Source organism: Roseinatronobacter bogoriensis DSM 18756 (assembly GCF_004366635.1).
Classification (GTDB): Bacteria; Pseudomonadota; Alphaproteobacteria; order Rhodobacterales; family Rhodobacteraceae; genus Roseinatronobacter; species Roseinatronobacter bogoriensis.
The window spans coordinates 91,288-114,678 of sequence record NZ_SORN01000002.1 but is presented as its reverse complement, the minus strand read 5'-3'; the positions used below and the strand labels follow the sequence as shown (position 1 = coordinate 114,678).

Sequence of the window (23,391 nt, the reverse complement as noted above, 5' to 3'; positions counted from 1 at the left end):
CTCTCATCCCCTGTTGTGCAGGGGCCAGTTTCGTCCATTCACGCTGCGCGGGCAGCAAAACGGCGATATTCCTTCAACCACGCTTCGGCAAAGCGAAGCACATCTTCTTCCACATTATGCGGCCCCAGCGACACACGGATCGCACCCGATGCCGTTACCGCGTCAAACCCCATTGCGCCCAACACTGCCGAAGCGCGCAACTTACCAGAAGAACAGGCCGATCCAGCCGAAATGGCAAACCCCGCCAAATCCATCTGCATCACCTGCGTCTCTCCCTTCCAGCCCGGTGTCGCAAGACACAGGGTGTTGGGCAAACGGTCACCATCTTTCCCGACTAAAATAGTCTTGCTTGCGCCAGCGTCCAGAGCCTGTTCTAGAATATTTCTAATTTCAGATACAGAATTCCACACCCCATCCGCAAGGTCTTTTGCCGCAGCTTCTGCCGCTGCGCCGAATCCGGCGATTGCGATCAGGTTTTCTGTTCCGGCGCGGCGGCCCATTTCCTGACCACCCCCGCGAATCTGAGCTGCAATATCCGTGCCGCGCCGCATGACCAGCGCGCCCACACCTTTCGGGCCACCAATCTTATGGGCCGACACGAAACCCATCTCAACCCCCAGCCAGTTGAAGGCGAAAGGCAGCTTGCCAAAGCCTTGCGTCAGGTCGCTGACCGCCAAACCTTCGGGCAGGGACTGAAGGATGCCCGTCTCGGAATTTGCGATTTGCAGCGTTACGCCTTCGGGATTTTGCACGGTCACCCTGCCCCGGCCATCAACCGCCAGCGCATCGTCACCCCATGCCCGCACGGCGTCATGCTCGATTGCCGCACATGACAAACCACGCCCTGCAAGCGCCAGTGCCGCCGCCTCTGTCGCGCCAGAGGTAAAGACAATCTCGGCCCCATCAGCCCCAAGCGCCGCCGCCACCTGCGCACGTGCCTTTTCCAACAGTGCACGCGCCTTGCGCCCCTCGGCATGAACGGATGACGGGTTGCCCACGACATCCATCGCCGCGATCATCGCCGCGCGTGCCTCCGCGCGCACAGGCGCGGTCGCGTTATAGTCCAGATACACGCGGCGAGTCACAGACCTGCCCCCTTATTCAGCCCATTACTGCCAGTCAAAACCGACCTATAGCCTCATTCATCGACGACTTCGAATAATGTAGGCACGGCAGGGCATGGTGCCAATGCATTGCAGGCAACATCTGACAGGCGGGTCTGGTGCAGGAACACATAGACATGGGCCGACAACCCTTCCCACAGCCGGTTGGTCATGGATTGCGCCCTTGACCCCGAAACCGCGCCCGATGCCCCAGCGCCCGTATGCATCGCGCTGACTGTTTCCTCAACCGCCTCCAGCACTTCAGACACGCGGATCGAATCGGCGGGGCGCGCCAGACGATAACCGCCCCCCGGCCCGCGCACGGACTCGACCAGCCCCGCACGACGCAGCTTGACGAACAGTTGTTCAAGATAGGCCAGCGAGACCTGTTGCCGACCAGATATCTCGTTCAGCGAGATCAGCGCATCCTTGGGGGCCTGCGCAAGGTCCACCAGCGCGATCATGGCATAGCGCCCTTTTGTCGAAAGCTTCATGGCAGACCCTCGCTCAACACACCATCTCAGCAGATCAAGCGCCGCCGAATGAGGTTGACGCGCGCGACATGCGCGCCTACACCTTCGGCGCAGCGCGCACCACCCCGAGAACATGTCTCGCAGATTAGAACACTTCTAAAATGCCTGAAGTAAAGAGTCAAGAATTAGCTATTCGTCGCGAGTTGCGACTTGAAATGAACCAAAACAACAGCGACAGAGAATTCCTGAAGTCTGTGACCACAAAATAAGGCCCCTTATGCCCGAGATCATCTTCCCCGGCCCAGAAGGCCGCCTTGAAGGCCGTTTCCACCCACAGCCCAAAACCGATGCGCCGATTGCAATTGTTTTGCACCCGCATCCGCAATTTGGCGGCACCATGAATAACAAGGTTGTCTACAACCTGCATTACGCCTTCCATAAAATGGGTTTTTCGGTGCTGCGGTTCAATTTCCGCGGTGTTGGGCGCAGCCAGGGCGAATACGATCAGGGCATTGGCGAATTGTCCGATGCCGCAGCCGCGCTGGATTATGTGCAAGCCCAAAGTCAGAATGCGCGCCATTGCTGGGTGGCAGGGTTCAGTTTCGGTGCGTGGATCGGGATGCAGCTTCTGATGCGCCGCCCCGACATAACTGGCTTCGTTTCGGTCGCGCCACCGGCCAATCTGTATGATTTCAGCTTCCTTGCCCCCTGCCCGGCCTCTGGTCTGGTGATCAATGGCACCGCCGACCGCGTCGCCCCGCCGCGTGACACGAAAACGCTGGTCGCAAAATTGCAGGAACAGCGCGGCATCACCATCACCCATACCGAAATCGAAGGTGCGGACCATTTCTTCAAGGATGAAGAACAGCATATGCAACCCATGCTGAACACCGTGACCGACTATGTGACCCGCCGCCTGACAGAATCGACGCGCTGACATCTCTCGCGCGCTACGAAACGTCCTAGGCGCGGCGCGCGCACTGATGCTGTTGCACGTATTGTCCTTTGCGTGCGGTCCGCTAAGTCTGTGGTGACTGAGAAAGGCCTGTCCCGATGCTGCAAGCTTTGCGCTCGACATTGCTATTGTCCCTGACCGCTTTTGCGGTCGCTGCCTGCACATTGGCGCCGGGCCCCATTCTGGCCCCCGCGCCACAGCAGCCCACCACCCCCAGCAGCACCCGCGCGGATTTCAACGCCGTTGTTCAACGTATGCGCCCTGTTGCGACGCAGGTCTGCCGCGAACGCAATCCGCGACTGGATTGCAACTTCATGGTCGTTCTGGATGATCGCCCCGATCAACCTCCGAACGCGTTTCATACCCGCGACGAAAACGGCAGGCCGATTATCGCCTTCACAATTGCGCTGATCGACGATTTGCGTAGCCATGACGAAATCGCCCTGATCTTCGGGCATGAGGCGGCGCATCACATTGCAGACCACCTGCCCCGCATTCAGGAACAGGCCATGACAGGCGCGTTAATCGGCGGGTTATTTGCGGCAATCACCGGTGCGGATGAGGCGACAGCGCAACGCATCGTCAACACGAGCGCCACTGTCGGTGCAAGACGCTACTCCAAAAGCTTTGAGCTAGAAGCCGACCGCATTGGCGCCCTTATCGCCGCGCGTGCCGGATATGACCCCTTGCGCGGCGCGCAAATCTTCCGCCGGATCCCGGATCCGGGCAACCAGTTTCTTGGCACCCACCCGCCCAATGCCGAACGGCTACGCGAGATTGAGCGTGCGGTTGACAACATGGCGGCAGGCCGCCCGATCTAAGGAAACGCGTCATGCACTGGCTATATCTTGGGGTTGCCATTCTGTTTGAAACCATCGGCACAACGGCTTTGAAGGCCAGCGATGGGATGACCCGGCTTGGCCCGTCAATTCTGGTGGTGCTGGCTTATGCGCTGTCTTTCTGGCTGCTGGCGCTGGTGTTGCGGATCATCCCTGTGGGGGTGGCCTATGCAATCTGGTCCGGTCTGGGTGTCTGCCTGATTGCCGGCATCGGCTGGGTCGTCTTTGGCCAGCGACTGGACATGCCCGCAGTTCTGGGCCTTGGCATGATCATTGCCGGGATTGCGGTCATCAACCTGTTCAGCAACAGTGTCGGGCATTGATGTGCGGCAACCCGCACCGCATACCCCGCTCGAAGATGCGCAGGGCCTGGCCTTCGGGGCCATCATGTGCGCCTTCGGTGTGCTGATCCTGACAGGCGCAGGGCTGGTGACGGGCCAGACCGCCGGGCTGGCGGTGCTGATTTCCTACATGACAGGCTATAGCTTTGGGGTGGTGTTCTTTGTCATCAACCTGCCGTTCTATGCGCTGGCATGGTTCCGGCTGGGCGCAGGTTTCACGCTGAAAACCTTTGCCTCTGTCCTGCTGATATCTGGCGTGTCGCTGGTCATCGGGGATCTGGTGACGGTGGTTCCGGCCAACCCTGCTGTCGCGGCCGTGCTGTTCGGTATGATTGCAGGCGCAGGATTGCTGGCCATCTTTCGCCATCGTTCAAGTCTGGGGGGTGTCGGCATCGTGGCCTATGACCTGCAAGAGCGTCTGGGCTGGCGCGCGGGCTGGGTGCAGCTTGGCTTTGATCTGGTGCTCTTTGCGGTGGCGCTGCTAGTTCTGCCCGCCAATCTGGTGCTATGGTCGCTGCTGGGGGCGGCAGTGCTGAATGCGATTATCGGCATAAACCATCGCGGCGACCGCTATATCGCAACCTGAGCGTTGCTTACGGCTTGCCTTGGTAAAAGGCCAGGCGTTGCGCCAGATCGTCGGCATCCATCTCCAACAAGAGCGCAGTGGCGGCCAGATCATGGCCGCATTGCGCATACGCCTCGCGGATACACATCTCTTCCAACACGCGCGCAGTCTGGGCCACGATCTGCGACAGCGAGTGGCGGCCCAGACCATCAAAAGCCTGACGCACCATTGCATCAGCCTGCGCAGATCTTGTGTCCAGCACCCCAGTGACGCCTTTAGATCCTGCCCCTGCCGGAATGTGCGACGCGGGCACAGGCGAAAACAGATCCACAACATCTTCTCGGCGCTGCTCCATTTCTGTCATCGCGCGATTGAATTGCTGCTGCACGCGCACGGCAGGGCGCAAATCGCGGCACACAAGGACAGAGTCCCCCGTGCCGGTGGCAATGCGCTGGACCAGTAGCGGCAACTCGGCATCGGCATGGTCCGTTCTGAGATTCAGGTGCCGCCAGCCGGTTTTCTCAACCGTCGCATCAGACCACAGCAGATCAACCTTGCGCTGCCCTTCTGGTCCGACAAGTTTGCGTAACGCAGCGCCGCGCCATGTCGTGCAGGCGATATCTTCCAGCGCAAAGCCCAGAACCACATCTTTCACAATCAGATCCGGCCCGACCAGAATACACAAATCACTGGATGCCAGAATGATCTGGCCCACAACTTCTGCCGGGAACGTGCCAATGCAGGCCGTCACTTGTGTCAGACTACCGGATGTATTGGTCATGATCAGTTCCACTTGCCTTGCTGCAATTCGGCTTCACGGGATGCGAGCGCCGAAACAACCTCTTCGATGCTCATCCCGACACGATCGGCCTGAAGAAAGCCGTATTGGCCGAACGGGGCCTGAATCGCCGCCCCTCCGATCAATATCTCCACTTGCGGGTTGCGACTGGCTAGGCGGCAGGTCGTGACGAAATCCGCAAGGCCAGCCAGACTCTCGTCGCAGCTAACAGAAATTGCCAGCGTGTCAAAGCCCTGCTCGGAAAGCGCCTCGATCACTGCATCACTCCGGCTGTGGTCATAGAATGTCACGAACCACCCGCGCAGGCGCAATTCCTCCGTCAGGATCATGGCGCCGAAACTGTGCGAATCCCCCGGCGCGACCGCCACCATGATCCGCTGTTGCCCGGTCTGCCATGTGCGATGCCCGACAGACACGCCGTTTGACGCCATGTCCTGCGCCAGACGGTCCAACAAACGGTGCAACAGACAAAAGCCCAATGAGGTCTGAGCGAATGAAGCGCTATCATCCGCCCAGGCCTGCCCAACCATTCGGATAGCAGGCAACATCAGCGCGGTGTAAATGCCGCGCGCTCCAATATCCGGCTGGGCAAGCGCCTTTCGGCACAGATCCAGCGCTTGCGCGTAATTCCCTGTTATGACGGCATCGAACAGCGCATCAGCGTCTTTCTTGCCGCAAGTGCTGTCGTGGCGAATGACACCATCTCGGTGCATGATCTGGCTCTCTTGGCGCGCGGCTTGACGCGAGACTTTCACATCAAGATCACGAAACAAATTCTCAACCCAGTCCCGGCACTCATCCGGCACGGGGAAATCACGCAAGTCAGTTCCTGTCACGCACGGCCCTCCAGCTTCAAACACTACTCAGAAGGTCACTTTTGGTCAAGAAATGCCGCAGTGTAGCGAACAAGTTCACTTAGAGACTCGCATTTCGGGGGCAGTTGCGATAATGCGGCGGCGCAGCACCCCTAAAAGGCAAGACTTATGACCCTTCGCAATATCGCGATTATCGCACATGTTGACCATGGCAAAACCACACTTGTGGACGAGCTTTTGAAACAGTCGGGCACCTACCGCGACAACCAGGCCACGACGGAACGGGCAATGGACAGCAATGATCTGGAGCGCGAGCGCGGGATCACGATTCTGGCCAAAGCAACCTCGGTCGAGTGGAAAGACGCGCGCATCAATATCGTCGACACCCCCGGCCACGCCGATTTCGGCGGCGAAGTCGAACGCATCCTGTCGATGGTTGATGGTGTCGTCCTGCTGGTCGATGCTGCCGAAGGCCCGATGCCGCAGACCAAATTCGTGACCTCGAAAGCGCTGGCGCTTGGCCTACGCCCCATCGTTCTGCTGAACAAGGTTGACAAGCCCGCAGCCGAACCCGACCGCGCCTTGAATGAAGTTTTCGATCTGTTCGCCAATCTGGGCGCAACCGATGAACAGCTTGATTTCCCTGTGCTTTATGCAAGCGGGATCAATGGCTGGGCCGATGCGGAACTTGACGGGCCGCGCAAGGATATGTCGGCTTTGTTCGATCTGGTCGTCGCGCATGTCCCCGCGCCGAAACAGATCGAGGCGCGCAATGAACCCTTCCGCATGCTGGCCACCACGCTTGGCGCAGACCCCTATCTTGGCCGCATCCTGACCGGTCGGGTTGAGGCTGGCACACTGAAACCCGGCGAGACGATCAAGGCCCTGTCGCGCGACGGCACCAAGCTGGAGCAATTCCGCGTGACCAAGGTTCTGGCCTTCCGCGGCCTTGCACAAGCCCCGATTGATCAGGCCGAGGCAGGCGATATCGTGACGCTGGCTGGCATGTCCAAGGCAACAGTGGCCGATACGCTCTGCGCGCTGGAGGTTGATACCGCCCTGCCCGCGCAGCCCATCGACCCGCCCACCATCAGCGTCACCTTCGGGATCAATGATTCGCCGCTGGCAGGCCGCGACGGAACCAAGGTTCAAAGCCGCGTGATCCGCGAACGCCTGATGCGCGAAGCCGAGGTCAATGTCGCAATCAAGGTCAGCGACACACCGGGCGGTGAGGCGTTTGACGTCGCAGGCCGTGGCGAATTGCAGATGGGCGTGTTGATCGAGAACATGCGCCGCGAAGGGTTCGAGCTGTCAATCTCGCGCCCCCGCGTGCTGATGCGCGATGTCGATGGCCAGCGTCTGGAACCGATCGAGGAAGTCACCATCGATGTCGATGATGAATATACCGGCACCGTGATCGAAAAACTGACCGGCCCGCGCAAGGGCGAGTTGGCAGAGATGAAACCAGCAGGTGTCGGCAAGACACGCATTATCGCCTATGTCCCATCACGCGGGCTGATCGGCTATCATGGCGAATTTCTGACCGATACGCGCGGCACGGGCGTGTTGAACCGTGTTTTCCATGAATGGGCTCCTTACAAGGGCGCGATTCCGGGCCGGCGTCAGGGCGTTCTGATCTCGATGGAAGATGGCACAGCCGTTGCCTATGCGCTGTGGAATCTGGAAGAGCGCGGGCGCATGATGATCAACCCGCAAGACCCCGTTTATCAGGGAATGATCATCGGCGAACATAGCCGCGACAATGATCTGGAAGTGAATCCGCTGAAGGGCAAGAAACTGACCAATGTGAGGGCATCGGGCACGGATGACGCAGTCAAGCTGACGCCCCCCACCATCATGTCGCTGGAACAGGCCATCGCTTATATTGACGATGATGAACTGGTTGAGGTCACGCCCAACGCCATCCGTCTGCGCAAGCGCTTCCTTGACCCGCATGAACGCAAGCGTCAGGCCAAGGCCAGCGCCTGATCGTAAAAGAAAAAGCCCCGGCAAAACTGCCGGGGCTTTTTTTATCATCGGCCAGCGTCAGCGCAGATCGGGCGGGGTTGCCTCTATGCGCAGGGCGGCAACAAGGTCTTCAAGTTTTTCGCTTTGCGTCCGCGTGTCGCCCAGTCTGCGCACGGACACTGTGCGTTCCTCGACTTCGCGCGCGCCAATGGCCAGAATGACCGGCACCTTGCCCACAGAATGCTCGCGCACCTTATAGTTGATCTTCTCGTTGCGAAGGTCCAGTTCGGCACGCAACCCGGCCGCTTGCAGGGCGTAAACCACCTCACGGCAATAGTCATCCGCTTCCGAGATGATCGAGGCCACCACAACCTGACGCGGGGCCAACCATAGCGGCAGCTTCCCCGAAAAATTCTCGATCAATATGCCGATGAACCGCTCGAAACTGCCCAGAACCGCACGGTGCAGCATGACGGGGCGGTGTTTTGCCCCATCCTGCCCGACATAATTGGCATCCAGCCGTTCCGGCAGCACGAAATCCACCTGTAGCGTGCCGCATTGCCAGTCACGCCCGATCGCGTCGGTCAGCACAAATTCCAGCTTGGGGCCGTAAAACGCCCCCTCGCCGGGATTTTCTTCGTAGCTGTACCCCGCAGCCTCGGTCGCTGTGCGCAGGGCATGTTCGGACTTGTCCCAAACCTCATCCGCGCCCGCGCGGGTTTCGGGCCGGTCCGAGAATTTCACGCGAAACTGCTCAAAGCCCAGATCGCGGTAAATCGCGGACAGGAACTCGATGAACTTTCGCGTTTCTTCTTCAATCTGGTCTTCGCGGCAGAAAATATGCGCGTCATCTTGCGTGAAACCGCGCACCCGCATGATCCCATGCAACGCCCCCGATGGCTCGTAGCGGTTGCACGATCCGAACTCGGCCATGCGCAGCGGCAAATCGCGGTAGCTTTTCAGGCCCACATTGAAAATCTGCACATGGCAGGGGCAATTCATGGGCTTGAGCGCGTTGACGGCCTTTTCGCGGGCATGTTCCTCGTCCACTTCGACTATGAACATATTGTCCTGATACTTCTCCCAATGGCCGGAGGCTTCCCACAGCTTGCGATCGACAACTTGCGGGGTGTTCACCTCGACATAGCCGCCGCGTCGCTGCTGGCGGCGCATGTAATCCTGCAAGCTGGTATAGATCGACCAGCCATTGGGGTGCCAGAACACCTGACCGGGCGCTTCTTCCTGCATATGGAACAGGTCCATTTCGCGCCCCAGTTTGCGGTGGTCGCGCTTGGCCGCTTCTTCCAGCATGGTCAGATGCGCTTTCAGGTCCACTCGGTTCTTGAAGGCCACACCATAAATGCGCTGCAACATGGGCCGCGAGTTGTCCCCCAGCCAATAGGCCCCTGCAATGCTCATCAGTTTGAAACCATCCGCAGGCACTTGCCCGGTATGTTGCAGATGCGGGCCGCGGCACAGATCCTGCCAGTGGCCGTGCCAATACATGCGCAGCGGCTCGCCTTCGGGAATACGCTCGATCAACTCGATCTTGAACGGCTCTCCTGCGTCCTTGTAATGCTGGATTGCGCGGGCACGGTCCCAGATTTCCGTGCGCACAGCCTCCCGCGCATTGATGATCTCGCGCATCTTCGCTTCAATCTGGGCAAGGTCTTCGGGCACGAACGGCTCTGCCCGGTCAAAGTCATAAAACCAGCCCTTGTCCCGCACCGGGCCAATGGTGACCTTCACATCCGGCCAAATTTCCTGCACCGCGCGCGCCATGATATGCGCCAGATCATGGCGGATCAACTCCAGCGCCTGTGTGTCATCCTGCATCGTGTGGATGGCAATTCTGGAATCTGTCATGATCGGCCATTGCAGGTCGAAATGCGCGCCATCAACAGTGGCGGAAATTGCTTTTTTGGCCAGCGATTTGGAAATGCTCTCGGCCACATCCGCCGCAGTCACGCCTGCGTCGAACTGGCGCGATGAACCATCAGGGAATATCAGGGAAATCTGGGCCATAGGCCTTGCTCCTCGTCGTTTTGGCGCCCACGGAACGCCCGGTTGCGGGTTATGTCGCGGGAGGTTTGGCCTTGACGGGAACGAAAGTCAAGCTGACATCGTTTTATCTTGTCACCTCTCGCGCACAGAAAAAAGGAAACACAGATGACCACACCGCGACCCGCTGTCCGTCTCAGCTATGAAATGCTGGCAAATGACGATGACGGGCGCATGTGCCGCGACATCTCGGAAGAGGCATGCAATCACCAACCCCAGAATTTCCTGCGCCATGCCGCAGCACTCGGGCTTAGTAAATCCGCCGATGGGCTGGCCGACCCGAAACTGGTCCTGTCATGGCTGATGACCCATCTGGGCGCACCGGCCGGGCTGGTAGGCTTGCTGGTGCCTATACGCGAAGCGGGCGCACTTCTGCCGCAGCTTTTCACTGCCGCGCGGATACGGGCATTGGCGCGGCGCAAATGGGCATGGGCAGCCGCAGCCATTGGTCAAGGGGTTGGCGCTGCAATCATTCTGGGCGCAGCGCTGACATTATCCGGCACCCCGGCCGGGCTGGTGATCTTGTTGGGGCTGGCGATTCTGGCGCTGTCGCGTTCGGTCGCCTCGGTGGCCTATAAGGATGTTCTGGGCAAAACCATCGACAAGGGCCAGCGCGGCACCGTCACAGGGGTCGCAGGCAGCTGGTCGGCCATGATCGTGATCGGGTTTGCACTGGTGCTGATCCTGTTCTCGGACTCGCGCGCGGCGGTGGTCATGGGGGCCTTGGCCCTTGCGGCAAGCGCGTGGCTGCTTGCCGGGCTGATCTTTTCGGGGCTGGCCGAAGATAAGGGCGCGCAGGAGGGCGGCGCGAATGGCTTTGCAGCGGCATTGGCAAATCTTGGCTATCTGCGCGAAGACCCGCAACTCTTGCGCTTCATCCTCGCGCGCGGTCTGCTGACCTCGACCGCGCTCGCGCCGCCCTATCTGGTGGTGCTGGCCTCTGGCGAGGGGGGCGCGGCACTGGAAGGGCTTGGCGCGCTTGTTCTAGCCTCTGCCTTGGCGGCGCTGTTGTCCAGCTATGTCTGGGGAAGGCTGGCAGACCAATCGTCGCGCAAGGTGTTGATCTGGACAGGCATTTCAGGCGCGGGCGCAATGGTGCTGACACTGGCCTTCGTTGCTCTGGGGCTGGCGGCAACCGTCTGGGCCATGCCACTGGCGTTGTTCGGGCTGATGATCGCGCATCAGGGGGTGCGGCTGGGGCGGGCCACATATCTGGTGGACATGGTTGGACAAGACCGCCGCGCAATCTATACAGCCATTGCAAACACGGTCATCGGTGTGATCCTGCTGGCCAGCGGTGTCTTTGGGGCATTGGCCGCCCTTGCCGGGGCCGCAACAACAATGGCACTGTTTGCCTGCATGGCGGCAGGCGGCGCATTCGTGGCATATGGATTGAAGGAGTTGGGCAATGGTTGAGTATCTGGACACAAGCGCAGGCCGCAAGCTGGCCTATCACAAGACCAATGGCAAAGGGCCGGGCGTTGTGTTTCTGGGCGGCTTCATGTCGGATATGAGCGGCACCAAGGCCATCCATCTCGAAGACTGGGCCAGATCACAGGGCCGCGCTTTCTTGCGGTTTGATTATTCGGGGCATGGCGAAAGCTCTGGTGCCTTTGCGGATGGGTGTATCGGGGATTGGGCCGAAGATGCGCTGGAAGCGCTCAGCAAACTGACCGAGGGGCCACAAATCCTTGTCGGCTCTTCCATGGGGGGGTGGATCGCGCTGCTGCTTGCGCGCAAGCTGCCAAAACGCGTTCATGCACTGGTCGGTGTGGCCGCCGCCCCCGATTTCACCGAAGACAGCATGTGGCCCGGCCTGACAGATGCGCAGCGCGCGGAAATTCTGGAACAGGGCCAGACCAGCCTGCCCAACAGTTACGACGATACACCCTATATTCTGACCCGCCGCCTGTTTGAGGATGGCAAGGCGCAGCTTGTGCTGCGAACCGCGCTGGACCTGCCCTTTCCGGTCCGGCTGATGCAGGGCACCCGCGACGAGGCTGTCGAGATATCCGTCCCCCTGCGCCTGTGTGAACATGCCACCTGCCCGGATTTGCGTCTGACACTCGTCAAAGATGCCGATCACAGGTTTTCAACGCCGGAATGTCTGGGCATGATCACCGCTGCGATCTCGGAAGTCAGCCAGTAACCTTTGGTCCGGGCGTTGCGTTCTTGACCTTTTAGTAGTTGACCTGTGACAATATTGAGGAGTTTGTAGACATTGGGATGAAGGACGAGGCGCGGAGTGAAGGCGCAAAGCGCATCGCCGGGCCGCCCCCACGGCACGGCGATTTGGCTGGGACCAGCGCACAGATCTGATCTTGCGCGGATTTGACCAGCATAAAGTGCTACAGATTAATAGGTAGATCGCCGCACCGCGGCCCGACGCTACGCGGCTTCGGTCCCGATGCCCTATCTCCGCAACGGCCCACAAAGCTGGCCATTCTCACTTTTGGTGTACCCTGTCGTCAGGTGCAAAACACGCGCCCCCCAACGCCCGGACCCGCGCCGCCAGCCAGTCGAGCTGTTTATCGCGCAATCCCAGTTCCGCCAGATGCGCGGCAGTATTGAACAGATACTCGCTGTTCGGCCCACGTCCGCCCACTGCCCCGGCAATGATCTGCGCTTGCTCTTCCAGCGACAAGCCCGCGCAATACTGCTCATGCGCGCGGTCGATCACATAAGTCACAGCCTCCACTCGCTGCCCGTCTTGAAGCGAAATATGCGTCCGCGCTTCCAGATAGGCCGCCGAGATCAATTCGCGCGCACGCAAGTATTCAAGGCTTTCTTCGGCGATCCGCAGGGGGATTTCAAACGCCACCCCCTCGCAACCGCCCTGCCCTTCATCCAGCGCCAGGACCAGACCGGGCCGCGCCACCGTCCCCCGATGATGGATCGAGCGCATGCAAAAACTGCGCTGATACCCTTCCAGCCGCGCAATCTGACGTGACGCAAAGGCAAAGCCCGGCTCCCATATCAGCGAACCATACCCAAAAACCCAAATTGACTGACGCGCATCCATGTGACTGGCCCTTCCTTCGGGTTCCGATGTAAAGGGAAACATCGCAAACGAAAAGAGAGGCCGGCTTAATGAAACGGATCGTGGCTGTCATGGTGATCGCCGGTGCCCTTTTTGCTAGCTATTGGGCGCTTGCCGCACAGGGGATCACACGTTTTGGCCCCGACGCATTTGCACAGATCGGGTCCGTCGATGCACGACCCAGCACAGTGTCGGGGTTCCCGCTTGCGTTTCGGACCGATCTGGAAAACCTGCAAATCCAGAACCGCGATCAGACGCTGATCTGGCAAGTCCCCCTCGCGACAATCGAGGCGGCAAGCTACAGGCCCAACCATCTGACTGCCACTCTGTCACAGACACAGACACTCCGGCACCTTGGTCAGTCGATTGCTCTGGAAAACGAGGTCATGCAGCTTGACCTTGCATTGGACCTCAACCGCAACCTGCTCAACGCCAACGCGACGCTGGGCAATGCGAAGGCCGCGCCCGCCCTTATCCTGAGTGATCTGGAGATGCTTCAAGGGTCACTGCAAAGACGCGACACTTCCGCCTACACGCTCAGCATCACGGCGCAGGGGCTTCACCTCTCGCCCGAACTGCGCCGCGCGATGAACCCAATGGGCAGCCACCCCGACCAGATAGAACAATTTGCCTTACAGACCCAAATCGCGCTGGACCGCCCGCTTGCCTTTGACGGAACAAGACCGACCCCGCAGCAGATCGATATAAACGCCATGCAGCTTGATTGGGGTGCGTTCAAAGCATCCGGCACCGGCCAGCTCAGACGCACTGACACTGGCGGGTTTGATGGCGACATCACCCTGTCGCTACAGGATTGGCGCGTCTTGCACACAATGCTTGTGGAAACCGGCATGCTAGATCGCGACGCGGCCATGATGGCTGGTTTTTTCCTGGGCGGACAAGCCGAACCCGGCGGCACAGCGATAACTTTGACCCTGAATGTCAGCGATTCAGTCGTCGCGTTCGGGCCTTTTGTGTTGGGATATCTACCGCGGCTTTAACCAGCGCCGGTGGATCGCGCGCGATATGGGAATTGCGGTACATACGCCCAGCGTATTCGCAACAAAATCACCGAACTCCATACCCCGCCCGAAGTAGGGCTGGATGATTTCGATCATGCCACCATGAAAGATTGCGAGAGGGACAACCCAGACCCAAGACGATGGCGCAAATGTCAGGGCGGGCAGGACAAGCAAGAAGAACATCGCAAAATGAATGACCTTGTCCAGCCCCTCGATATGCGGTCCGGGAATATCCGACGCAGGCACCAGCAACATCGCCGTAACAACAACCCCGACCACGACCGAAAGACCAAAGCCAAGATTACGCTTTCCGTATTTGTTCACACATACATCCCTTGCCAACTGCAAGAGGCGGGTCGCATATCAGCCGCAGTGGTTCAAGCGGGAACTGGAATACTGGCCGCTTCGCGCACGGCAGTCGTAATGCGCGACATGGCACGTTCTTCCAACTGGCGCACACGCTCTTTCGAGATGCCAAGCTCTACGCCGATCTCGGCCAATGTACGCGGGCTGTCGCTCAGATGCCGCTCGGAAATGATGCGCTGCTCGCGCTCGGGCAGGTCCTGCACGGCCCGATACAGCAGCTTGCGCCGTCGCTGCGCCTCCAGATCACCCAGCACATGCGCTTCGGTCTGCGCGTTCGCATCCACGATTGTATCCAGCCAATCGCGCCCCTCTTCACCATCTGACTGCGGTGTGTTGAGGGACAAATCCTGGCCCGACATGCGCCCCAGCATGATTTCTACTTGTTCCTCAGGCACATCCAGCTCGCGCGCGACAGACTGGCTCAGGTTTTCACTACGGATTTCACCATCATCCAGCTTGACCAAGGTCTTGCGCAGATGGAAAAACAGCTTCTTCTGTGATGCATTCGTGGCCGTGCGCACAACCGACCAGTTGCGCATCACATATTCCTGCATGGATGCGCGAATCCACCATGCCGCATAGGTCGAAAACCGCGCGCCATTTTCGGGGTCATATTTTTCGGCCGCGCGCATCAGCCCCAGATTGCCTTGCTGAATCAGGTCGTCCAAGGGCATCCCGTAGCGGCGAAACCTTGTCGCGACAGAGATCGCAAGCCTCGCATAGGCCGTAATCAGGCGGTGCAACGCAGCCTCGTCGCGCGCGTCGCGCCATGCAATCGCCAGCGCATGTTCCGTCTGGGCATCCAGCATCTCGCTTGCCATGGCATCACGGATAAAGCGGCTGGTGCTGGGGTCACGAGGTTGCATCGTACAGACCTTTTTGTTTCGACTCGATATAGTTTCGTTACGCTATCATTCGGACCTCTGGCTTGTCAACGCAGTACGACAGGATTATCTGCCGCCCATGGAAAAACACAGCTCTGCTTCTGGCGGTGATCTTGCTGATCTGATCGTGTATCTGGCCCGCTTGGGCCAGACACCCGGCGCATGTGCGGGCCAGCCCGGCGCCTTGCCCAGCCTGACCGCTGCGCAATGGACCGCGCTGCGCTATTTCGCGCAGGCAAATCGCTTCTCGCGCACGCCTTCGGGCTTTTCTCAATATCACGCAACAACGCGTGGCACCGCGTCCCAGACCGTGAAATCACTGGTCACGCTTGGACTTTTGTCGCGCCGCACACATCAATCAGACGGGCGCAGCACAGTACTGGATGTGACAGAAGCAGGACAGGCGCTGCTTCGGCATGACCCCTTGAAAAACCTGCGTCAGGTACTGGCGCGCCTGCCGCAAGAGACACAAGCAGTCCTTGCCAGTGCCTTGGGTCAAGCGATTGCAGATCTGGCACAAGCCAGAGATGCGCCTGTCTTCGGAACCTGCTCTGATTGCAGCCATTGCGAAGCTGATAACAGTGCCATCTATTGCCACTGCACCCAAAGCATGCTGACCCAACCCGAAATGCACGCGATCTGCGTCGATTTTCAGCCCGCAAGGCAGGTCCCACAAAACGACTGACAGGGCTGCGGTGAAGGGCCTTCAGGCCCGACGCGGGCGCGTCCCCCCTCGATGGGGGGCAAGCACGCCCCCCCTTCACCTGCTCAGGAAACCTTATCAAGTTGGGCGATTGCCGCGCGCACGCGCTCCACTTCCTCGCCCAGAACCTGCGCGCGCTCGCGCGCCTCGGTGACCACCTCATCGGGCGCGCTGGCCACGAATTTCGGGTTGCGCAAGCGCCCTTCAATCCCGCTCATTTCCTTTTCAAGCTTGGCACAGGTTTTCTCCAGCCGGTCACGCTCGGCGGCAATATCAATCACCCCTTCCAGTGGCAGGCCGAATGTGCCCCCCTCAACCGTCACGGTGATCGACCCTTTGGGCAGGTGCTCCACCTCTTCCAGCGCCGCAATCCGGGCCAGCCTCATCACCAGCGCCATATTGCGCGACAACGCCGCGCGGCCCTGCGCATCCAGATCAAGCTGCACCATGTTCAGCTTCAAACCCACCCGCACCCGCAATTGCGCCCGCGCCGAACGGATGCCCTCGATCAAGGAAAGCACCCAGCGCATTTCGCGCATTGCATCTGCATCGACCAGATCGGCCCCATATTCGGGCCAGTCTGCATGGGCGCACAACTTGTCACGCTGGCCCGTCAGCCCCCAGAGCTCCTCTGTGATGAAAGGCATCATCGGGTGCAACAGGATCATGCATTGATCCAGCACCCAGCCCATGGTCGCGCGCGTCTCGGCCGCGTCCTCACCATCGAACAGTGGCTTGGCGAATTCCACATACCAATCGCATACCCTGCCCCAGACAAAGGCATAAAGGGCCTGTGCGGCATCATTGAACCGGTACTCGGCCAGCGCTGCATCGACTGTTTCGCGCACGCGCGCCGTCTCGCCGATAATCCAGCGGTTCACAGTCGCCTTTGCTTCGGGCGGCATGGCCTGTGTGCTGTGGTCTTCCCAGACCCCATTCATTTCGGCAAAGCGGCAGGCATTCCACAGCTTGGTGGTGAAATTGCGATACCCCGCAATGCGCTGCGTATCCAGCTTCAGCACACCGCCAAGGCTGGCCATGGCCGCATTGGTAAAGCGCAAGGCATCCGCGCCATATTCGTCAATGATCTCCAGCGGATCAACGACATTACCAAGGGATTTGGACATCTTCTTGCCCTTGGCATCGCGCACAAGCCCATGCAGATAGACATGGTGAAACGGAACCTGATCTACCACAGCAAGCTGCATCATCATCATCCGCGCGACCCAGAAGAACAGAATATCCTGCCCCGTCACCAGCACTGATGTGGGGAAATACTTTTGCAATTCTTCGGTTTGTTCGGGCCAGCCCAGCGTGCCGATGGGCCAGAGGCCAGAGGAGAACCATGTATCGAGCACGTCGGGGTCACGACCAATCTTTATACTGATCGATTCTGCATCGCCGACAATCTGCCATTTTTCACCATCACGAACAGGCTCAACAAAGGGCTTATCATGAAGCTCCTTTATCTCCCGAACATCTTTCGGAGATAGCGTTGGTTTTGCACCCTGTTCCAGAGCAAAGACTTGAACCAGTTTTCCAGAGTGTTTTTTATAATAGTTCGATGCTTCGGAGATCGCATCGTCAAGAGATGCCGCACAGAAAAACTTAGTGGTCGTTATGTCAAGGCTTCCATCTTCCTTTAACCCCGGCCCATACCAAACCGGAATCTGATGCCCCCACCAGAGTTGCCGCGAAATGCACCACGGCTCGATATTCTCCAACCAGTGGTAATAGGTCTTCTCACCGCTCTCCGGCATGATCTTCACGCGCCCCGAACGCACGGCGTCCAGTGCTGGCCCGACGACCTTGCCAGCATCAACAAACCACTGGTCGGTCAGCATCGGCTCGATCACAACTTTGGACCTGTCGCCAAAGGGTTGCATGATTTTCTTCGCCTCGACCAACGGCACCTCTGCCGCGGGATCGTCCTCTTCGCCCGGCGTGCGACCCAGACGCGGATCATCCGCGCGGGTCATCACCGCAAGCCCCTCGGACGTGATTTCCTCGACCACAGCCTTGCGCGCCGCGTAGCGGTCAAGGCCGCGCAGATGATCCGGCACAAGGTTCAGCGCGTCGGCCTCTGCCTCTGACAACACCTGCGCGCCCCGTGCGACTGCGCCTGCAATCGCGGCCGCTTCGGCATAGGGGGCACCATCGGCGCGCATCTGCGCGCGTGTATCCATCAGCCGGTACATCGGAATACCGCCGCGCTTGGCCACGCCATAGTCATTGGCATCATGCGCGCCCGTAATCTTGACCGCACCAGACCCGAATTCCGGGTCTGGGTAGTCATCTGTAATGATCGGAATCAGGCGACGATGCTCTTTCGGGCCAACAGGAATTTCACATAGTTTTCCAACAATTGGCGCATAACGTTCATCTGATGGATGAACTGCCACCGCCCCATCGCCCAGCATGGTTTCAGGCCGCGTTGTCGCAATGCTGATGTAATCGCGCATTTCATCAACGATAACAGCGCCTTCTTCATCCTTTTCAATGTAGCGATAGGTCACACCATCCGCCAGCGGATACTTGAAATGCCACATATGGCCATCAGTCTCGATATTCTCGACCTCAAGATCGGAAATCGCAGTTTCAAAATGCGGGTCCCAGTTGACCAGACGCTTGCCGCGATAGATCAGCTCCTTGTTGTACATATCGACAAAGACCTTTATCACCGCATCGTGGAAATTGCCCTCTTCCCCCTCGGGTGCACCCGGCGCGCCAGACATGGTGAAGGCATTGCGGTCCCAGTCGCAGCTTGCCCCTAACCGCTTGAGTTGGTTGATGATCGTGCCGCCCGATTGCGCCTTCCAGTCCCAGACCTTGGCCAGAAATTCCTCGCGCGTGAAATCTGTGCGTTTCTTGCCCTCTGCGGCAAGCCCGCGTTCCACCACCATCTGCGTGGCAATGCCCGCATGGTCCTGCCCCGGCTGCCACAGCGTGTCAAAGCCGCGCATCCGATGCCAGCGCACCAGAATATCTTGCAACGTGTTGTTGAAGGCATGGCCCATATGCAGGCTGCCCGTCACATTGGGCGGCGGGATCATGATGCAGAAGGACTCGTCGCGCGACTTGTTCGCCCCGGCGCGGAACGCACCCGCCTCGCTCCATTTCGCAGCAATCCGCGGCTCGGCGGTTTTTGCGTCAAAATTCTTGTCCATCGCCATCTGTCCAGCCCCATTCATCCCGTTATTTCGCCCGTATGTAACCCCAAGGCGCAGCAAGTGGAAGCCCTTGGGCAAGCCCGGAGAGGGAACGGTAACAGGTATCAAGAATGGCGGTTTCAGCCTGCGGCGGCGCTGCGGGCGGTCCCAATCCGAATTGTATCCCCACGGTTAACAATCGGCGATAATTCGATCCTTTTTCCACCGATTACACCGTCATCATTTTTACCCGCCACAATCTCGGCGGCACGCAACCCGATTTCACGGCGGCAGGCATCCGTTGTGGCAAGGCGCAGGCGCAACCCGTCCAGCAACTCCAGCCCATTGAACCCCGCAAGCCCGATCTGGCCCGGCACATCCAGCCCCTTGTCTAGGCAATGCAACAACCCACCTGCCCCGATCATGTCGTTGGAATAGTACAGGAAATCCAGATCAGGCCGCCGCGAGAGGATCGCCTCGGTCATCTCGCGCCCCTTGGACAGAGATGACCCCCCGGCATAATGTTCAACCTCGGCAAGCTCCACGCCCGCATCCTCAAGCGCCTGTGTGAACCCTTCCAGACGTTTGCGCGCACGGTGGTCATCGGGCATTTTTGACCCAAGAAAGCCGATCTTGCGGTATCCAGCGGCAAGAATAGTCTCTGCCATTTCCCGACCGGCCCGCCGATGAGAGATGCCGACCATCGAATCAACCGGATCACCATCAATATCCATGATCTCGACAATCGGAATCCCCGAATTCGCCAGCATCGCGCGCGCGGCTTCTGTATGTTCCAACCCGGCTACAATCATCCCCGATGGCCGCCAGGACAGCATCTCGTAGATGACATTCTCTTCGCGTTCGGCCTTGTAGTCGGTTGCGCCAAATACCGGCTGCAACCCCGAATCTTCCAGCGCTGCCGAAATACCGGCCAGAACTTCGGGGAACACCATGTTCGACAGCGACGGGATCACAACCCCCACCAGATTGACCCTCTGGCTGGCAAGCGCGCCTGCAATCTTGTTGGGCACATAGCCCAGCATCTTCGCCGCCGCGAGCACCTTTTCCCGCGTCGCTGGCGACACATCCGCACGATTGCGCAGAACCCGGCTGACCGTCATCTCACTGACACCACTTGCTTCGGACACATCACGCAGTGTCAGGGGGCGTTGCGCTTCTGGGGGCAAATAAGGGGGCACGGGCAATTTCCTGTCTGGATGCGAATATGACCATGTTAGCGCCACAAAACGCAACGGCCAAGCACTTGATTACACGAGGGACAAACCACTGGTGACAGCAGGGAAAAAAGTCGCTAAGGGCTAGGCCAGTATTGGCCCCGTGGCTCAACTGGATAGAGCAGCCCCCTCCTAAGGGGCAGGTTGCAGGTTCGAATCCTGCCGGGGTCACCAAGCTTGACACGCGCTGAACGCCGCAACCGGGCATCCGGCCCCGAGAGCGCCGCGCCTTGCAACAAGAGTGCTAAAACTGGTGGCGGATGGGGTGGGATTCGAACCCACGGTACGCTTTCACGTACGCTGGTTTTCAAGACCAGAGCCTTAAACCACTCGGCCACCCATCCGGTGGCGCAGGCATTAGCCGCTCTCAGGGCAGGATACAAGCATGTCTGTGCCACTGCGGCAGAAAAGACGCAGAACACCGAACCTGCCGCAGCCCCCTTAGCCGACTGCGCTGGCACCCATGACATGATCAAGCTCGACGCCAGACAACACCACCTGACTGGCGCGCCCCACGATCAGGGGATCTGGCGTGCCGATGATGCTTTTATCCTTGTCCGGGTAGTCAATGCTCGACAGGAAATGCTTCATGCATTCCAGCCGGGCGCGCTTCTTGTCCTTGGACTTGATCACAGTCCAAGGGGCATCGGCGGTGTCGGTGTAGAAGAACATCGCTTCCTTGGCCTGAGTGTATTCATCCCATTTCCCCAGACTGGCCTTGTCGATCGGGGACAGCTTCCAGCGCTTTAACGGGTCGGTTTCGCGCGACAGGAAGCGGCGGCGCTGTTCCTCAGGCGTGACCGAAAACCAGTATTTGTATAACTTTATCCCGGACCGTACGAGCATCCGCTCGAATTCGGGGGCCTGACGCATGAATTCGAGGTACTCTGTCGGTGTGCAAAACCCCATCACGCGCTCGACACCCGCGCGGTTATACCAAGACCGGTCATAAAACACCATTTCCCCATATGTGGGCAGGTGTTCGACATAGCGTTGAAAATACCATTGCCCCTGCTCTGTCTCAGAGGGCTTGTTCAGCGCCACGACCCGCGCAAAACGCGGGTTGAGATGTTCATTGAACCGCTTGATTGTCCCGCCTTTACCAGCAGCATCGCGCCCCTCGAACAAGAAGATAAAACGCTCGCCAGTCTCGATGGCCCATTTCTGGACTTTCAGCAATTCGGCCTGCAATCGCGCCTTCTCGGCCTCATAGGGTGCGCGCGCCATCTTGTAGCGGTAGGGAAAGCGGTCAGATTCGAAGAACCTGCGTATTTCCTCTGCGGTCAGCGTTGCGGGGTCGGGTTTCCAGCTATGGCCCTTGGGTGCCGTTTTCAGCCGTGTTCCCGGCACGACCGCTGGCTTCGTATCGGACACCTGCGCATCCGTGACCGGATCAGCCCCCGATACCTCTGCCGCAAGCGGGTCCGGGTCGGGCACAAGGCTTGGGGTGTTATGGGTTTCAAGGGCAGATGCAGATTCGGGCACGGTCTTCTCCAATTCCGGTCGCTGAGATCAGATGAGGAATGTAACCTATTTGTGAAAACCTGTCCTTGATACCGATCAAATTAGCCCGGCAAGCCCAAGACAACTTGAAGCGCCAGCCGTAGGCAAGGCGGCCAGCGCTTCAGGAACCGGGGCGCTGCGCAAGGATCACGCCAAGCGTCATAAGCACAATCCCAACCGCGCGTGACAGGTCCAAGGGGCGTAATTTCGCGCCAAACAGGGCGAAATGGTCGATGACGCTAATGGCCACAATCTGGCCCAACAGCACGAACATGACCGCATTTCCGACCCCGAAGCGCGGCGCCACCCAGGAAATCGACAGCAGATAGAACGCAATCAACACCCCCGCCAGAAACAGATAACGCGGCTGCGCCGACACCAAGGCAAAGGCAGCGCTCTGGCCCAGAACCACGGCCACAAATACGGCCACGACAGCCGCGATCAGAAACATCACCGCCCCCGCCGCCGCAGGAGAGCCGACAAGCGCGCCCAACTGCGCATTCAGCGCCGCCAAAACCGGCACACCTGCCCCTGCGGCAAGCATGATCAGGGCATATTTCATGGATTCCGGTAGCATAGGCGCGCCTCTCCCTCGGTTCGGTGTCGCCACCCTGCCACTGCGAAGGGTCGCCCGCCAGCACAAATCCGCCTTTCTGCCCTTGCACCTGCGCATGCGCCACCGGATACTATGAACCATGACAAATACGCTTCTTTCCATCGGACACGGCTACAGCGCACAGGCGCTGGCAGACCGGCTATTGCCACAGGGCTGGCAGATCATCGGCACCACCCGCAGCCCGGAAAAGGCTGCGAAACTTGCCGCAGGCGGCGTCACGCCCCTTATCTGGCCCGGTGCGCCCCTTCCGCTGGGGCAAGCGACGCATCTGCTCAGTTCGGTTGCGCCCCGCGCGGGCGATCCGGTACTGGACGCAATCGGCACCCAGCTTGCGGATGCACGCCATCTGAAATGGGTCGGCTACCTGTCAACCGTGGGCGTCTATGGCGACCAGCGCGGTGGCTGGGTTGATGAGGATACCCCCCCGAATGCCGTTTCAGACCGGGCAATCGCACGGGTCAAGGCAGAGGCCGCGTGGCAAGAGATCTGCGCGCGCGCAGGCATCCGGCTACATATCTTCAGGCTGGCAGGGATATACGGCCCCGGGCGCGGCCCGTTTGAAAAACTTCGCAGCGGACGGGCGCAGCGCATTATCAAACCCAACCAGTATTTTTCGCGCATCCATTACGCAGATATCGGACAGGCGCTTGAACGTGCCATCACCTCGGATATCGGCACACGCATCTTCAATCTATGCGACGACCACCCGGCCCCGCCGCAAGATGTGCTGGAACATGCTGCGAAACTTCTCGGCCTCGAACCGCCCCCAGAGATCAGCTTCGAACAGGCAGAGCTCTCGCCGATGGCGCGCAGCTTCTATGCAGACAGCAAGCGGGTGCGCAATACGCGCATCAAGCGCGAATTGGGCCTGCAATTGCACTATCCCGACTATCAAAGCGGCCTTGCGTCGATCCTGAAGGCAGAGGGCTGATTGCAAAGCCGCGTGCGGCAGGC

The 23,391-nt window shown here is 59.4% G+C and carries 22 protein-coding genes and 2 tRNA genes; 11 read left to right on the top strand and 13 right to left on the bottom strand.

Going from position 1 to position 23,391, the window contains the following annotated elements:
• Positions 1-38 precede the first annotated feature (38 nt).
• On the bottom strand, positions 39-1,085 hold the full coding sequence (locus EV660_RS05255; protein WP_071480707.1) for a cysteine desulfurase family protein: 1,047 nt from the start codon (positions 1,083-1,085) through the stop codon (positions 39-41).
• A 53-nt stretch (positions 1,086-1,138) separates the two neighbouring features.
• Entirely contained in the window at positions 1,139-1,597 is a 459-nt protein-coding gene (gene iscR, locus EV660_RS05250; protein WP_071480706.1) for a Fe-S cluster assembly transcriptional regulator IscR, read from the bottom strand.
• A gap of 256 nt (positions 1,598-1,853) precedes the next feature.
• Between iscR and EV660_RS05245 the strand changes: the two genes are divergently transcribed.
• The 4 genes from EV660_RS05245 to EV660_RS05230 all read left to right on the top strand — a co-directional run bounded on the left by EV660_RS05245 (position 1,854) and on the right by EV660_RS05230 (position 4,297).
• Entirely contained in the window at positions 1,854-2,513 is a 660-nt protein-coding gene (locus tag EV660_RS05245; RefSeq protein WP_071480705.1) for an alpha/beta hydrolase, read from the top strand.
• A gap of 116 nt (positions 2,514-2,629) precedes the next feature.
• Entirely contained in the window at positions 2,630-3,352 is a 723-nt protein-coding gene (locus tag EV660_RS05240) for a M48 family metalloprotease (protein ID WP_071480704.1), read from the top strand.
• 11 nt (positions 3,353-3,363) lie between these two features.
• Positions 3,364-3,693, top strand: a complete 330-nt coding sequence (locus EV660_RS05235) for a DMT family transporter (protein WP_071480703.1) — start codon at positions 3,364-3,366, stop codon at positions 3,691-3,693.
• Position 3,694: 1 nt separating this feature from the next.
• Positions 3,695-4,297, top strand: coding sequence for a YitT family protein (locus tag EV660_RS05230; RefSeq protein WP_375781715.1), 603 nt, complete (start codon positions 3,695-3,697; stop codon positions 4,295-4,297).
• Between the two features lie 7 nt (positions 4,298-4,304).
• Here EV660_RS05230 and EV660_RS05225 read toward each other — a convergent pair whose 3' ends face one another.
• A complete protein-coding gene (locus EV660_RS05225) occupies positions 4,305-5,057 on the bottom strand; it encodes a hypothetical protein (protein WP_071480701.1) in 753 nt (250 codons plus the stop codon).
• 2 nt (positions 5,058-5,059) lie between these two features.
• Positions 5,060-5,911, bottom strand: coding sequence for a cobalamin B12-binding domain-containing protein (locus tag EV660_RS05220; RefSeq protein WP_134013912.1), 852 nt, complete (start codon positions 5,909-5,911; stop codon positions 5,060-5,062).
• Between the two features lie 147 nt (positions 5,912-6,058).
• Between EV660_RS05220 and typA the strand changes: the two genes are divergently transcribed.
• Complete coding sequence (gene typA / locus EV660_RS05215; RefSeq protein WP_071480699.1) at positions 6,059-7,879, top strand: translational GTPase TypA; 1,821 nt, start codon at positions 6,059-6,061, stop codon at positions 7,877-7,879.
• Between the two features lie 57 nt (positions 7,880-7,936).
• Here the strand turns inward: typA and thrS are convergent, their stop codons facing one another.
• The gene (gene thrS / locus EV660_RS05210) at positions 7,937-9,883 is read right to left on the bottom strand and encodes a threonine--tRNA ligase (protein WP_071480698.1); all 1,947 of its coding nucleotides are present in this window, start codon (positions 9,881-9,883) and stop codon (positions 7,937-7,939) included.
• 144 nt (positions 9,884-10,027) lie between these two features.
• Here thrS and EV660_RS05205 point away from each other — a divergent pair, with 144 nt between their 5' ends.
• Together EV660_RS05205 and EV660_RS05200 are read left to right on the top strand one after the other, a co-directional pair.
• On the top strand, positions 10,028-11,335 hold the full coding sequence (locus tag EV660_RS05205) for an MFS transporter (RefSeq protein ID WP_071480697.1): 1,308 nt from the start codon (positions 10,028-10,030) through the stop codon (positions 11,333-11,335).
• Positions 11,328-12,068, top strand: coding sequence for an alpha/beta hydrolase (locus EV660_RS05200; protein ID WP_071480696.1), 741 nt, complete (start codon positions 11,328-11,330; stop codon positions 12,066-12,068). Before EV660_RS05205 ends, EV660_RS05200 begins: the two co-directional genes overlap by 8 nt.
• 297 nt (positions 12,069-12,365) lie before the next feature.
• Here the strand turns inward: EV660_RS05200 and EV660_RS05195 are convergent, their stop codons facing one another.
• A complete protein-coding gene (locus EV660_RS05195) occupies positions 12,366-12,941 on the bottom strand; it encodes a gamma-glutamylcyclotransferase (protein WP_071480695.1) in 576 nt (191 codons plus the stop codon).
• 68 nt (positions 12,942-13,009) lie between these two features.
• On the opposite strand from EV660_RS05195, the gene EV660_RS05190 reads away from it, so the two are divergent.
• A complete protein-coding gene (locus EV660_RS05190) occupies positions 13,010-13,960 on the top strand; it encodes a DUF2125 domain-containing protein (protein WP_071480694.1) in 951 nt (316 codons plus the stop codon).
• Here EV660_RS05190 and EV660_RS05185 read toward each other — a convergent pair.
• Entirely contained in the window at positions 13,946-14,305 is a 360-nt protein-coding gene (locus tag EV660_RS05185; protein ID WP_100319152.1) for a VanZ family protein, read from the bottom strand. The two genes, EV660_RS05190 and EV660_RS05185, sit on opposite strands and share 15 nt — an antisense overlap.
• Before the next feature lie 53 nt (positions 14,306-14,358).
• On the bottom strand, positions 14,359-15,213 hold the full coding sequence (locus EV660_RS05180) for an RNA polymerase factor sigma-32 (RefSeq protein ID WP_084634881.1): 855 nt from the start codon (positions 15,211-15,213) through the stop codon (positions 14,359-14,361).
• 97 nt (positions 15,214-15,310) lie between these two features.
• On the opposite strand from EV660_RS05180, the gene EV660_RS05175 reads away from it, so the two are divergent.
• Positions 15,311-15,916 (top strand): MarR family winged helix-turn-helix transcriptional regulator, encoded by a 606-nt coding sequence (locus tag EV660_RS05175; RefSeq protein WP_071480691.1) that lies wholly within the window; start codon positions 15,311-15,313, stop codon positions 15,914-15,916.
• Positions 15,917-15,999: 83 nt separating this feature from the next.
• On the opposite strand, the gene EV660_RS05170 is transcribed toward EV660_RS05175, so the two are convergent.
• Both EV660_RS05170 and EV660_RS05165 read right to left on the bottom strand, forming a co-directional pair.
• Positions 16,000-19,107 carry a valine--tRNA ligase gene (locus EV660_RS05170; RefSeq protein ID WP_071482101.1) on the bottom strand — a complete coding sequence of 1,036 codons (3,108 nt, stop codon included), beginning with the start codon at positions 19,105-19,107 and terminating at the stop codon, positions 16,000-16,002.
• A 116-nt stretch (positions 19,108-19,223) separates the two neighbouring features.
• Entirely contained in the window at positions 19,224-20,282 is a 1,059-nt protein-coding gene (locus EV660_RS05165; protein ID WP_232727271.1) for a LacI family DNA-binding transcriptional regulator, read from the bottom strand.
• A gap of 133 nt (positions 20,283-20,415) precedes the next feature.
• Between EV660_RS05165 and EV660_RS05160 the strand changes: the two genes are divergently transcribed.
• A tRNA-Arg gene (locus tag EV660_RS05160) sits at positions 20,416-20,492 on the top strand.
• Positions 20,493-20,572: 80 nt separating this feature from the next.
• On the opposite strand, the gene EV660_RS05155 is transcribed toward EV660_RS05160, so the two are convergent.
• From EV660_RS05155 to EV660_RS05145, 3 genes are all read right to left on the bottom strand, one after another.
• Positions 20,573-20,662 (bottom strand) — tRNA-Ser (locus tag EV660_RS05155).
• 97 nt (positions 20,663-20,759) lie between these two features.
• The gene (ppk2, locus tag EV660_RS05150; RefSeq protein ID WP_071482099.1) at positions 20,760-21,755 is read right to left on the bottom strand and encodes a polyphosphate kinase 2; all 996 of its coding nucleotides are present in this window, start codon (positions 21,753-21,755) and stop codon (positions 20,760-20,762) included.
• A 187-nt stretch (positions 21,756-21,942) separates the two neighbouring features.
• Positions 21,943-22,383, bottom strand: a complete 441-nt coding sequence (locus tag EV660_RS05145; RefSeq protein ID WP_071480690.1) for a DMT family transporter — start codon at positions 22,381-22,383, stop codon at positions 21,943-21,945.
• 133 nt (positions 22,384-22,516) lie between these two features.
• On the opposite strand from EV660_RS05145, the gene EV660_RS05140 reads away from it, so the two are divergent.
• Positions 22,517-23,368 (top strand): SDR family oxidoreductase, encoded by an 852-nt coding sequence (locus EV660_RS05140; protein WP_071480689.1) that lies wholly within the window; start codon positions 22,517-22,519, stop codon positions 23,366-23,368.
• The last annotated feature ends 23 nt before the right edge of the window (positions 23,369-23,391 follow it).